The organism is Algoriphagus confluentis (genome assembly GCF_036245625.1).
GTDB lineage: Bacteria > Bacteroidota > Bacteroidia > Cytophagales > Cyclobacteriaceae > Algoriphagus > Algoriphagus confluentis.
Map to the genome: position 1 here is coordinate 322,675 of NZ_BTPD01000004.1, position 13,109 is coordinate 335,783.

Below are 13,109 nucleotides of genomic sequence, written 5' to 3' on the forward strand. Positions count from 1 at the left end.
TTTGTTTGAGGACTGTATCTCCCTGTGACAAAGAAGAAATTTTGAAGTTTTCCCCTAAGGGGAAAGTACTTGTTTTCATTTTTCAATAGTTTTGACCTATACCCATTTTTCGTCCCAGAATCATGAAAATCTGCTTTGCTACCAACAACAAAAAGAAAATCGAGGAAGTAAAGGCGGCCCTAGGCCCAAAGTACACCCTGGTTTCGCTTGAAGAAATCGGTTGTGACGAAGAACTTCCCGAGACAGGCCATACCCTGGATGCCAATGCTTTTCAGAAAGCCAGATATGTCAAAGAGCATTTTGGAGTGGATTGCTTTGCGGATGATACGGGCTTGGAAGTGGACGCACTGGACGGTGCTCCTGGAGTCTATTCGGGAAGATTTTCCGGAGAACCCCGAAGCGATGAACGGAACATCCAGCTTTTGCTTGAAAAGATGAAGGGTAGAAGTGAGCGAAAAGCCCGATTTAGGACCGTGATTGCTTTGATTTTGGACGGTAGGGAATATGCATTTGAAGGGATTGCAGAAGGGGAAATTTTGGAAGAAAAAGTCGGCACAGGAGGATTTGGGTATGATCCTGTTTTTCGGCCTGTGGGCTTTGAAAAGACTTTTGCGGAATTGACTTTGGAAGAAAAAAACCAAATTAGTCATAGAGGAAAAGCGGTAAAATCATTCATTGAATTCCTGAGCCAAAGAAAATTCTGAGTAATCCCAAAATGAATTAACTTTGCCCCGCATGAAAAAACCCTTTATCGTCGGTATCACTGGAGGTTCGGCCTCAGGAAAGACCCTTTTTTTGGAGCGCTTGCTCAGCAGTTTTGAGCCCGGCGAAGTTTGTCTGATCTCCCAAGATAACTATTATAAACCCCGTCATCTCCAGCCGATTGATGCTCAAGGTGTGCATAATTTCGATACTCCTCACAGTATAGATTTTGAACAATACGCCAACGATATCCGCAAAATACAGCAAGGAGAAACGGTATATAGAGAAGAATATACATTTAACAACGCAGCCAAAAAGCCCAAAATGCTCACTTTCAATTCTGCTCCTGTCGTGGTGGTTGAAGGGATTTTTGTTTTGTATTATCCGGAGTTGGCGGATTTGCTGGATTTGAAGATTTTTATCGATGCCAAAGATCACATCAAGCTCAAGCGTAGAATCATCCGGGACAAGGTAGAACGGGGCTATGATCTAGACGATGTGCTTTACCGGTATGAAATGCATGTAATGCCTACTTACGAAAAGTACATCAAACCCTTCAAGAATGAGGCGGATTTGATTGTCCCCAACAATCAAAGCTTCGAAAGAGCCTTGGATGTGATTCGTACCTACCTCAGAATCAAGACCAATAGCTAAGCAAAAAAACTGACATTGATCGCTTAGATTCCAATTATTCTCTATATTTGCCGCAAATGAAAAAGGTCTTCAACACATCCTCAAGCTTAGTGAAGCAGCGGCTAACCCTGCTAGTGGTGTTGATTTTATGTTTTTTCATTTCCAGCGTAGAATATTTGCCGGCGGACACCCAAAAAATCCATACAGAGCAAGGCAGCGAAAATCCTGACCAAACTATCATCAGTGTAGCTTTGGATGCGGTAGTCCCTTTTGCTGTACAAGTGGCTGATACGGTACTCTACCTGATTTATCAGATTTTCAGTTTTGAACTGAAGCTCCCTACCCTTCAGGCAGTCTCTGCCTCCATTCCCAATTCTCTTGTGGAAACGCTTTTTGAGCGGATTATTTCCACCAAAGGGCCCTGATTTTTTTGTTTAAACCCTTCTTTATTCCCTTCGCGGGAAAACAATTCACACGTATTTCTTAACAAACAATTACTTATACCTTATGCAAAACAAAGGCATCATTGTGTTTTTGACAGTGATCATTACAGCACTCTGTCTGTATTATCTGTCATTCACTTTCGTATCCAACAGCATCCAGCAAAAAGCGACGGACTATGCGACAGATACCAACGGAAACATCGACTTCGGAAAAAGAAGGGCTTACCTGGACTCGATCTGGAGACAGCCTGTATACAGTTTTTTGGGAGCAGACTTCACTTATCAGGAAGTAAAGGAAACCGAACTTGGACTGGGGCTTGACCTTCAAGGGGGTATGCACGTAACCTTGGAAGTATCTCCGGTAGAGATCGTGAAAGGTATCGCCGGAAATCCAAGAGATGAAGCGTTTAACAAGTCCGTTGAAGAGGCGAGATTGGAGGCCAAAACCTCAAATTCTTCATTTGCAGACCTCTTTTATGCAGCCTGGCAAAGAAACAATCCAGGTAAAAAACTGAGCAGCATTTTTGCCACAGCGGCAAATAGAGGAAAAATATCTCTGGAATCCTCAGATTCTGAAATCCTCGACCTGATCAATACCGAAGTAGAAAATGCCATCGACCGCTCTTTCAATATCCTGAGAACCCGTATTGACCGATTCGGTACTTCCCAGCCCAATATCCAGCGAATCGCAGGTTCCGGCCGAATCCAGATCGAGCTTCCGGGTGCTGACAATCAGGAAAGAGTGAGAAACCTTTTGCAAGGGGTAGCCAAACTCCAGTTTTGGGAAGTATTGGAACTCAACGAATACGGAGGAGCCATCGAAACCATCAACACTACTTGGGTAGCTGATCAGAAAGCCACGACGACTACCCAAGAAGAACCCGAAGCGGAAGAAAATCTTTCTCCGGAAGATTCCTTGAAGAATGCTTTGGAAAAGCAATTGAAGGAATTGGACCCAATGAATCCTTCCAACGACGTTTCTCCAGTAATCAGCCTGCTCAAAGCCAATTACGGCTTGGTCTATGATGTAAAAGACACCTTGGCGGTCAACAGAATTCTGAAAAATGACCGATACAAGGCCTTTTTGCCTCGTGACCTCAAGCTTCTCTGGGGTGTCAAGCCTGTGAAAGCCGAAGACGGAACAGAAATCATTGAGCTCTATGCTGTAAAAACGGCAAGAGGAAGCGATGAGGCTCCTCTGGAAGGAGATGTAGTAACTGATGCCAGACAAACCTTGGATCAGACTTCCCGTCCAGCAGTATCCATGCAGATGAATGCTGAAGGGGCAAGAAAATGGAGAAAACTTACCTCAGAGAATATCGGAAGAAGAATTGCTGTGGTATTGGATGACTATGTATACACAGCTCCGGTAGTAAACGGTGAAATTCCAAACGGTCAGTCTGAAATCTCCGGTAATTTCACCCTTCTGGAAGCACAGGATTTGGCCAACATCCTTAAGTCAGGTTCTCTTCCTGCACCTACTCAGATCGTAGAGGAAAGCATCATTGGCCCTACTTTGGGCAAGGAAGCTCAAAATCAAGGGATTATTTCTATGGTAGCCGGGTTGGTTTTGGTAGTCTTGTTTATGATTGCCTACTACACCAAAGGTGGGTTGGTAGCTATTGCAGCACTGGTGTTCAACATCTTCTTTATTCTGGGTATTCTGGCCCAGTTGGGTGCTGCCCTGACCTTACCGGGTATTGCGGGTATCGTATTGACCATCGGTATGTCCATCGATGCCAACGTGTTGATCTTCGAGCGTATCAAGGAAGAATTGAGAAACGGAGCCGGATTGCTGGCTGCCATCAACTCAGGTTACAACAAAGCCTTCTCTGCCATCTTGGATAGTAACGTCACTACCTTCCTTACCGGTGCGATTCTGTATTCTTTGGGTCAAGGACCGGTGAAGGGTTTTGCAATCGTATTGATGATCGGTATTGCTTCCTCTTTCTTCTCCGCAGTATTCATTACTCGGGTGATTGTATCCTGGATGACCAAAAAAGGCGACAAGAGCAGCATCAATTTCTCAGCTCCATTTGCTAAAAATGCACTTTCTGCCCTTCAGGTTGATTTCTTGAGCAAGAGAAAAGTAGCTTACTTGATCTCCACAGGGATTATCATCATCGGTTTGGCTATTGCAGCCATCAACGGACTGAAATTCGGAGTTGACTTCTCCGGAGGTAGATCTTACATCGTAGAGTTCAACCAGCCCATGGTTCCATCCGACTTGAAAGTTGGCTTGGATGGGGAGTTTGACGGTTCTGTGGAAGTAAAAACTTACGGATCAAACAATGTCCTGAAAGTAACCACTTCTTACCTGATCAATGAAGATGACGACGCTTCCAACTTGGAAGTGGAAAACAAAGTGAAAGAAGGAATTGCCAACGTGACTGGATTCAGCTTCATCGAAAACGCTGAACTGCTTGCAGAAAATCAGTTTGCAATCACCGGCTCTTCCAAGGTAGGAGCGACAGTAGCTGACGACATCAAGGCTTCTTCACTGGAAGCAATGATGGTGGCTTTGATTGCTATCTTCCTTTATATCTTGTTGAGATTTAGAAAATGGCAGTTCTCTTTGGGTTCCATTGTGGCTTTGATTCACGATACGCTATTCGTAATTGCTGCTTTTGCCATTGCCAGTGCATTTGGAGCTACATTTGAGATTGATCAGGTATTCATCGCTGCGGTTTTGACCGTAATCGGTTACTCAATCAACGATACCGTGATTGTATTTGACCGAATCCGGGAGAATATCGAAAACAGAGGCACTCACAAACTGGTGAAGGTATTCAACGATGCAATCAATCAGACTTTGGGCCGTACCTTGATCACTTCCTTTACTACCTTGATCGTAGTGATTGTGTTGTTGATTTTCGGGGGAGAAGTATTGAGAGGATTCTCTTTCGCCCTGTTTGTAGGTATCGGTGTGGGTACTTATTCGTCTATTTTCATTGCGACGCCGATCGTAGTTGACTTGATGAAAAAAGAAATCGAGCAAGAAGCCGGACAAAAAGACGCCAAGAAAACAGCTTGATCCCAGTAAAATAAACAAGAAAGGAGCAGACCATCATCTGCTCCTTTTTTTGTGGGATAAAATTCAGCTATATTTTGGAATCTAAAACTTAACAACACTTTATCAGACAACCATGAAAATCAGCAAAGAGGACTTTGAGCAAATGAAGGCAAAGTATGACCAGGAAATCAAAAAAGGAAAGGCTGGAAAAGATAAAAACAAAGATATTGACGATCAGACCAACTGGATTTCCTATTCTAAGGAAGATATCATGGAAGCTTTGGGACAAGAAGGAGTAACAGGAATCAAATTTCACTTTACAGAATACACAGAAGAAGTGGCCAAGAAATATTATGGCAGCGATTCAGACAAGTATGTAGGGAGACTTGGATTGGTATTCTCTCCTATCTATTCAGGCGATTCTAGGATGGCCACGCAAAATGGAGATGAATATTTCGATAGAGGACAAATGTGCCCTCCAAAATGCGAATAGACGAAACCACATTACAGGTTCTTTTTGAAAGGTCTGACCATTACCTGAAGCTGATGCTATTTTTCGGAATAGCGGGTTGGATTGGTTTTTTATTTCTTAAGAAAGAGGATAAAACCAATCCAACAATGGTTTATTCCTTGGGAATATTGCTTCATATAGCCTTCTACGAATTTTTGGCAAGCATATTGGCTGCTCAACAAATTAATAACCATTGGGTATACAATATTTTTAATGGCCATATAGGTTCAATTCTCTTTTTGCTTTTAATCCGAAATTTATTAAAGAAGAAAACTCACCGAAGAATAGTCCTGTATTTCATTGCAGCATTATTGCTGATTTCAGGAGCTTTGCATTTTAACGGCATTGCCTCCCTTCATGATGGAGGAGAATACATTGCTTTAGTAAATACCGTGTTTATTCTTTCATCCTGCAGTTTGTATTTTTTTGAATTGATTACCATGGACGAGAATTTGGCAATCAATCCTTTGAAATCCTTTAGTTTTTGGGTTACCACCATAGTTCTTTTTTATTTCTCCTCATCTTTTATGATCTACATTTCCTACGTTTATTTATATACACACCATTTAGATATTTTCTACATGGTTTATGAGATTCCAAGGCATATGTCCTTGCTTTGCAACCTTCTTCTCTGCTTGGGAATTTATTCCAAAGTGATGGAGAAAAATTTTGAACTAGAAATCATCCATGTCTGAACAGGAAAGCCAATTTATCCTTATCCTTTTTGGAGGAATATTCTTCGCATTTTTTATGTCCCTGTTTGTGGTGGCTATTGTGGTCCTGCATAGGCAGAGGCAAGTACAAAATCAGGAAAAGCTAAAGCAGCTCAAAGCAGATTACGACAAAATGCTTTTGGATATCGAAAACGAAATCCAGCAAGAAACCCTTTCGCATGTCGGAAGGGAGCTTCATGACAATATCGGTCAGCTGTTATCTCTCGCCAAACTCAATCTAAACTCCACCAAGCCCGAACGGCAAGCCGAAGGAAAGGAGTTTTTGAACCAGATCATCCAAGAAGTCCGAAGCCTGTCCAAATCCCTGAATCTGGATTGGGTAGAAAGCATCTCGGTAGACGAATTCATCTCCAGTCAATTGAACAGAATTGAATCCACCGGTTTTTGCAAAACAGGAATTGAATCTGACCAGTCATTCAATCAGCTGGCAAAAGATCAAAAGCTGGTGTTAATTCGAGTAATTCAGGAATGCCTCAACAATGCCATTAAGCATGCTAAGCCGACAGAACTTTCTGTGAAAATCTATCAAAACGGGGTGGCGAGAAAAATTGAAATCAAAGACAATGGGGAAGGATTTGACACTTCTCTGGCCTCTCAGGGAAGTGGGATGTATAACATCAAAAAGAGAATGGAAACTATCGGAGGGAAACTGGAAATTGACTCAAAAATCGGAGTGGGGACTTTAATCCGACTCCAGCTCCCCACGCCGAATAAAACCTCTCTAAACCAACCTTAATTATGGGACTTTTCTCAGCTCTTTTAGGAAATGCAGGCGCAGTGCCTCAGGAAGAACTTTTCCAAAAATACGGACCACTTCTAACAGAAGGGGAAACTATAGAGCTTGGCTTCAAGCTGGTCCGAGATACATTTATATTCACTACCAAACGGCTGATTTTAGTGGATGTGCAGGGTCTGACAGGAAGCAAAAGAGAGTACACTTCCGTGAGCTACAGATGCATTTCCAGATTTAGTATTGAAACTACCGGAACCTTTGATCTGGATGCAGAGCTGAAAATTTGGATTTCGAGTGAAACCAATCCCAGTATCAAAAAGCAGTTCAATAAATCGGTCAATGTCTATGAAGTGCAAAAGCTTCTGGCCTATCATGTTTTGAAGTAAAATCAGGAATTACCGTGCATTTGCAAGCTGGCTTTCGGGATTCTACCAGTTTTTTGATCCGAGAAAATGACATTTTTCCCTATGCTCTGGACAAAGCCGTTGATTTTCAATAATTTCAAAAAGTGCCTTTTGGAATCGGCGGAGAAAATCTTGCTGAAAATGATAGCGAACCAAAGATACTGCTTTTATGAAAATCCTCTTTTTCATACTGGTTATCCTTCATGGATTAATTCACCTTTTGGGCTTTCTGAAAGCATTTCAGATCAGGGAAATTAGAGAACTGACCTTACCCATATCCAAACCCATGGGTCTGCTATGGCTCCTTGCTGCAGCCCTTTTTGTGATTTATGGACTGATGTACCTTTTTCAGTCCAAGTATTCTTGGTTGATCGGTTTGATTGGGGTGGTGATTTCTCAGGTTTTGGTATTTATCTTCTGGAAAGATGCCAAAATCGGAACACTCCCAAACCTTCTCATTTTTATCATTGCGTTGATGAATTGGGGGCAATTCCGCTTTCAGCAAATGGTAGAAAATCAAACCCTCCAAATCGTCCGGGCAAGCAACCCCTCGGGTGTCCAGTCAGTAAAAGAGGAAGACCTGAAGAACCTTCCTGAACCGGTTTCTCGTTGGATTCGGCAGTCGGGGATGATAGGAAAGCCTTATTTGAATGGTGCTAAAGTGTCCCAAATTGCAGAAATGCAAATGAGTCCGAACAAGGATCAATGGATGGAAGCGACTGCAGAGCAATATACCAGTATGAATCCTCCGGCCTTCATCTGGGTGGTGGATGCCCGGATGAATTCTTTTTTGAACTTTCGAGGCAGGGATAAATTTGAAAATGGAAAAGGGGAAATGCTTATCCAGCTCAATGGGCTGATTCCCATCGTGGATGAAAAAGGCGAAAAACTGGACGAAGGATCCCTACAGCGATTCTTGGGAGAGATGGTCTGGTTTCCTTCTCTTGCACTCAGTTCGCATGTCAGTTGGGAGCCTATCGATAGCCACTCGGCCAAAGCCACATTAGAATTTCAAGGTACTTCAGGCAGTGGTACTTTCTTCTTCAATAAGGGGGGAGAAGTCACTCGTTTCTCTGCTCTCAGATACCGAGGCAATGAAACAGATGCTCAGCGAACAGAATGGATCATGGATATTCAGGAATACAGCACCTTTGAAGGAATCCGCGTTCCTTCAAAAATGACCTCTACCTGGAAGCTGGATTCGGGGGACTGGACTTGGCTGAAGCTGGAGGTAAAAGACATTAAGTATAATCCTGAAAGAATAGAATTCTGACCGTCAGGAGAAAAAGCAACATGGATTCAAATCACTAAAATTCATTAACTTAACTCGATCCAGGAATGAGAATGATGACTTTTTGCGATGCTTTCGATTTCCTTTAGTACTGAATTCTCTTTTTTCAAAAACTTAACCTAGCACCTTATGGAAAATAAAGCCTTAGCCTTTGACTATCTGAAAAATCTGATGCTAGTCAACGAAGAAGCGGATAAGCTGGCCTCGGAAGACCCCAATTTATCACAAGAGGACAAAGAGACCCTACTCCCGCTGATGACCCTAATCAAAGAAGTTTCTGCAAAAGCCAGGGAAACTGACTACCTGAAGTCCGAAAATGGAAAAAAATTGAACGAAGAGCAGGTAAAAGCGCAGATCAGAGGCTTCGAACTCAATACTCGAAACATGGAAAACACCTACGACACCATCATGAGTATCAAGAGTTCCCTGCAGATGGTCGTCAAAGATGCTACCCGGGCCTACAATTACATCATGGCTATGTATATCACTGCGTTTATTCTAGGAATTGGGCTGATTGTGACTTCCATATATTTTGCAGCCCATGACAAGACCATTTTGGCCATTGCTTTTGGCTCGGTTGGATTTTTGGATTTGGTCACGACTTTCTTTTTCAAGCCTCCCTTGGAAATCCAAAACAGCCGATCCAATCTTTCCCAACTTATGATTATCATCACCAACTGGTTTGCCGAACTGATGAATACAAACACTTACATTGGGCAAAGAGGCGCGGATATCACTTGGCAGGAAATGAAGGATATTTCCGACTCCCTGAATGAAAGCACCAAAAAGATGGTCAGCCTGATTGAGGAATATTCTGAGGTAAGGAAATGAAAAAACATCTGAAATAGATTATTCCAGAGGTATTGTTCGGACAAGGTTCTCTAATTTTTATTTACAACAACTCATTCGCCAGCTCGGATCGTTCTCTTTTCTCGCCGAGCCAAGATCCAAAATTACTTCTGGATAATCTAAAGTTTCACTGTTCCAATTTAATCGTTTTTAGTGTCTCTATTTGTAGAAGTTTGAGTAAAACATCAAAAAATACCCTATATAGGGTATTTTTTGATGTTTTACTTCCTAATACTTTTGTCTCGCTAAAACGATTATTAACAAGCATTTCATGAAAAATGAAAAACAAATTAGGAGATTTTTATTCTCTCTCTCTCTTATTTTTTTAATTGGATCATGTAACCAAATAGAACCTGAGCTGGTAATTTCTGAATTAAGTCAAGAATTATCACCTAATCAAAAAAGTATAAATGAAAAGGATTTAATTCATTTATCGGCAATTTTTGCATCAATATTGGACAACGCGGATGTACTAGATGAGTTTTATGGATACTCACGTCTAGAAGGGAATGAAGGTGAATTGGAATTTAGTTTGCGAAGGGTTTTTGAAACTGAAAATGATCTTATTTCTCGAAAGAAGTCATCAATCGTTTCTGTTTTTAAAAATCAGGACAAATCGTCTAGAACTCAAAGTCGTCCGTATGATTCAGATTTTTTTATCGATTTTATTAATCAAAACGATTTGGAGGTATTAGCTCCTTACCTAGCCAGAAATTTTTCCCTTGAGGAAATTGATGAGTTGACTATTTCATGGTGGACTCAAGAGATGGAGGACGAGGGTTATAGAAAAGATCCTAATTGGAAAGGTGAAACCCCAGCCTTTAAAGTTAAGCTTGGTGAAAATCGGTCACTCGCTTCAATCTTGGAGGGATTGGAAAATCAAACACTTGATGTGTTTATGGTAAGTGATGAATATGCAATGAAAAATCCAACAATAGTTTTTGGAGCCTTTAGACAAGGTCTTTATGAAAGGTCATTCGAAAAGAAAGGAATTAACAGTGAAAATTTAAGTTTAACCAATGTGGTTCCATTCAATGAAGAGATAACTTGTGACGAAGTTTTGTCTACTGACGTTGTCCGATATCATATGCCGAGTTTTAGAATTTTGGACAATACGAAAGGTTGGCCTTCAGGAAATTTTATCACATTTTGGGTAGCTTATGGTGCCTATAACTTAAATGCCTCTGGGGTACCTTCTCTTGGATTTAATGTCAATAGGCTTGTTCACGAAAAAAAGATAAACAGAGGGGATTTTGGTTGGAAAACTGATTTTTTGGCCCAACCTATACTAACCCATTGGCATGATTCTAATATTTCGATACAACTAATTATTGCCTATCAAAGAAATAATCATGTTCTAACTCAGACTGTAACTTCGGTCAGCGTCAATCCAACTACGGGAGTGACAACCAATTCTCAACAAACAGTTTCTCAAGGTGATACAATGTCATTCGGTTCTCAAACTTGGTATAGGTGCGCTGAAATTAATGGAGGACACAAGATTGATAATGGACTTGGACATTATGGAGGGAATGCCATTTGGCAATTAACAGGCAGAGATGGTAGGGCGCAATTTACATTAGAACCAAGACTAACGCGATTATGAAAAACCTGATCATCTTTATTTGCCTACTATTTTTTCTTAGGCCAAGTGACCTTTTTTCTCAAGAAGTAAAGGAGAAGCGATTTCAAATCAATCTAGGGTACCTTCAAGTTGAAAGTAGATTAAGAGGGTTTTCTGATACCGGAATTGGACTTGGAGCTGAGTATAGATTTCCTATTGTTAAAAAAATTGGTTTGGATGGCTTGGGAGGTTTAGGTTATGAGAAATTATTGAATTGTACTACCTGCACTTCGGAATGGTTTCAAAATGGATATTGGATTGGAATTGGACTTTCGAAAACGATCCCAATTAAGTCTAAAGATACTTTTGTAGCCCAATTGAGATATCGGAGAGTTGGATTTGAGCGAAATGAAGCGACTCTACTAGATGGAGAAGGAAATGTCCTTCGATATGATGTTGCAGATCATGGTCAGGAAGTTTTCGGTTTAAGAATTGGGTACATATTACCAATTAAGTTGCCATTAGTTCTTTCCTATACCTATGAGAAGGCCAGTTATCATTGGATCAACTCTCTGTCCATCGGTGTTCAACTTTGAATGGAAAAATATCTTGTTAGTAGAGAATAAATTAAACCTTATTTTCTTAATTAAAATTAGGGTAGGCAAGTGTTTCTTGCCTACCTTTTTTTGTCTTAATCCATTCCCAAAGACTACAACAACTCATTCGCCAGATTGGCTAATTCAGATCGCTCTCCTTTTTCCAGCTTGATATGTGCATAGAGCGGATGGTCTTTGACTCGATCGATGAGATAAGACAAACCGTTAGATTGAGAATCCAAATAAGGAGTATCGATCTGGAAGACGTCACCTGTGAAGATGATTTTGGTGTTTTCACCTGCTCTGGAAATGATTGTTTTGATCTCATGCGGAGTCAGGTTTTGCGCCTCATCCACGATAAAGAAGATATTGGAAAGCGAGCGTCCTCGGATGTAAGCTAAAGGCTGTATGACCAGCTTCTCCTGATTGACCAGTTCGGTGATTTTTTGGTATTCCTTGTCGGTCTCTTTGTATTGATTTTGGATAAACTTCAAGTTGTCCCAAAGCGGCTCCATGTACGGGTTGAGCTTGGACTTAATATCTCCCGGCAGGTATCCGATATCTTTGTTGGACAAGGGCACAATTGGCCGGGCAAGAAATACCTGCTTGTATTCCCGACGCTGTTCAAGTGCACCTGCCAAAGCAAGTAGCGTTTTCCCTGTTCCGGCTACCCCTTGGATAGAGACCAATTTGATTGCAGGATTCATGATGGCATGAAGAGCAAAAGTTTGCTCGGCATTTTTGGGCTTGATATTGTACGCCAGTCTTTTATCTACGCGCTCCAAGACATTTTCCTCTGAATTGTAAAATGCCAGCACGGAGTTTTTATCACTTTTGAGGATGTAGTAGGCATTGGACTTTCTCTTTCGGGTACCCAACACCACTTTGGCTTCAATGTATCCTTGTTCATATAATTTATTGATCGCATCGGGGTCGACCGACTCCATGACGTATTTTCCGGTATTTTCGAGCTCGGTGATGTTTTTGATCTTTCCCGTCTCGTAATCCTCGGCATGGACATTCAATGACTTCGCTTTGAGACGGAGGTTGATGTCCTTGGATACCAAAATGACCTTTCGGGACTTTTCCGTTTCCTGAAGGTGGACAGCCACGTTGAGGATTTTGTGGTCATTTTTTTCTTCTCCGAAGATTTCAATGGCATTTCGCTCGTTTTCGGGATGGTTCATCATCACTTTGAAATTGCCCTTGGTCTTTCCGTTGAGTGGAGTCCACTGATCGATGCGCTGATCTAGAGACAGCTTGTCCAGCAATCGGATAAATTCCCGGGCTTCAAAGTTTTTGGTGTCATTGCCTTTTTTGAACTGATCCAGTTCCTCCAGCACCGTGATCGGGATGACCACGTCGTGCTCGGCAAAGTTCATGATGGAATTATGTGCATAAAGGATCACTGAGGTGTCCAGCACAAAGATTTTCCGATCTTTATCGGATTTGGCTCTAGGCATGCGCAGGAAAATTGTAGTGGTGTAGTGCTGAAATAATTTAAAAAATAATCTCGGGGATTAGGCATGCATTTCCAATAAATTATGGTTAAAAATCACGAAAAAGGGGGATGGGCTTGAGAATCAATTTGATAAAAAAGTTGTAAAGTGACAAAGTTTGAAAGTTGCAAAGTTGC

The 13,109-nt window shown here is 41.5% G+C and carries 13 protein-coding genes; 12 read left to right on the forward strand and 1 reads right to left on the reverse strand.

Annotated elements, in window-relative coordinates:
* Positions 1-122 precede the first annotated feature (122 nt).
* The 12 genes from AAA943_RS07950 to AAA943_RS08005 all read left to right on the forward strand — a co-directional run bounded on the left by AAA943_RS07950 (position 123) and on the right by AAA943_RS08005 (position 11,473).
* Positions 123-704, forward strand: a complete 582-nt coding sequence (locus tag AAA943_RS07950; protein ID WP_338223697.1) for a non-canonical purine NTP diphosphatase — start codon at positions 123-125, stop codon at positions 702-704.
* Positions 705-735: 31 nt separating this feature from the next.
* Entirely contained in the window at positions 736-1,356 is a 621-nt protein-coding gene (gene udk, locus AAA943_RS07955; protein ID WP_338223698.1) for a uridine kinase, read from the forward strand.
* Between the two features lie 56 nt (positions 1,357-1,412).
* A complete protein-coding gene (locus AAA943_RS07960; protein ID WP_338223699.1) occupies positions 1,413-1,760 on the forward strand; it encodes a hypothetical protein in 348 nt (115 codons plus the stop codon).
* A gap of 82 nt (positions 1,761-1,842) precedes the next feature.
* Positions 1,843-4,812, forward strand: coding sequence for a protein translocase subunit SecDF (secDF, locus tag AAA943_RS07965; protein ID WP_338223700.1), 2,970 nt, complete (start codon positions 1,843-1,845; stop codon positions 4,810-4,812).
* Between the two features lie 112 nt (positions 4,813-4,924).
* On the forward strand, positions 4,925-5,284 hold the full coding sequence (locus AAA943_RS07970; RefSeq protein ID WP_338223701.1) for a molecular chaperone DnaK: 360 nt from the start codon (positions 4,925-4,927) through the stop codon (positions 5,282-5,284).
* Positions 5,275-5,997, forward strand: a complete 723-nt coding sequence (locus tag AAA943_RS07975) for a hypothetical protein (protein WP_338223702.1) — start codon at positions 5,275-5,277, stop codon at positions 5,995-5,997. The genes AAA943_RS07970 and AAA943_RS07975 overlap by 10 nt, the downstream gene beginning before the upstream one ends.
* Positions 5,990-6,772, forward strand: coding sequence for a sensor histidine kinase (locus AAA943_RS07980; RefSeq protein ID WP_338223703.1), 783 nt, complete (start codon positions 5,990-5,992; stop codon positions 6,770-6,772). The genes AAA943_RS07975 and AAA943_RS07980 overlap by 8 nt, the downstream gene beginning before the upstream one ends.
* A 2-nt stretch (positions 6,773-6,774) precedes the next feature.
* Positions 6,775-7,155 carry a PH domain-containing protein gene (locus AAA943_RS07985; protein WP_338223704.1) on the forward strand — a complete coding sequence of 127 codons (381 nt, stop codon included), beginning with the start codon at positions 6,775-6,777 and terminating at the stop codon, positions 7,153-7,155.
* A gap of 187 nt (positions 7,156-7,342) precedes the next feature.
* Positions 7,343-8,446, forward strand: a complete 1,104-nt coding sequence (locus tag AAA943_RS07990; RefSeq protein WP_338223705.1) for a DUF6544 family protein — start codon at positions 7,343-7,345, stop codon at positions 8,444-8,446.
* Positions 8,447-8,593: 147 nt separating this feature from the next.
* The gene (locus AAA943_RS07995; protein WP_338223706.1) at positions 8,594-9,295 is read left to right on the forward strand and encodes a hypothetical protein; all 702 of its coding nucleotides are present in this window, start codon (positions 8,594-8,596) and stop codon (positions 9,293-9,295) included.
* Positions 9,296-9,584: 289 nt separating this feature from the next.
* Complete coding sequence (locus AAA943_RS08000) at positions 9,585-10,919, forward strand: hypothetical protein (protein ID WP_338223707.1); 1,335 nt, start codon at positions 9,585-9,587, stop codon at positions 10,917-10,919.
* A complete protein-coding gene (locus AAA943_RS08005) occupies positions 10,916-11,473 on the forward strand; it encodes a hypothetical protein (protein WP_338223708.1) in 558 nt (185 codons plus the stop codon). Before AAA943_RS08000 ends, AAA943_RS08005 begins: the two co-directional genes overlap by 4 nt.
* Positions 11,474-11,586: 113 nt before the next feature.
* Here AAA943_RS08005 and AAA943_RS08010 read toward each other — a convergent pair whose 3' ends face one another.
* Entirely contained in the window at positions 11,587-12,936 is a 1,350-nt protein-coding gene (locus AAA943_RS08010; protein WP_338223709.1) for a PhoH family protein, read from the reverse strand.
* Positions 12,937-13,109 lie beyond the last annotated feature (173 nt).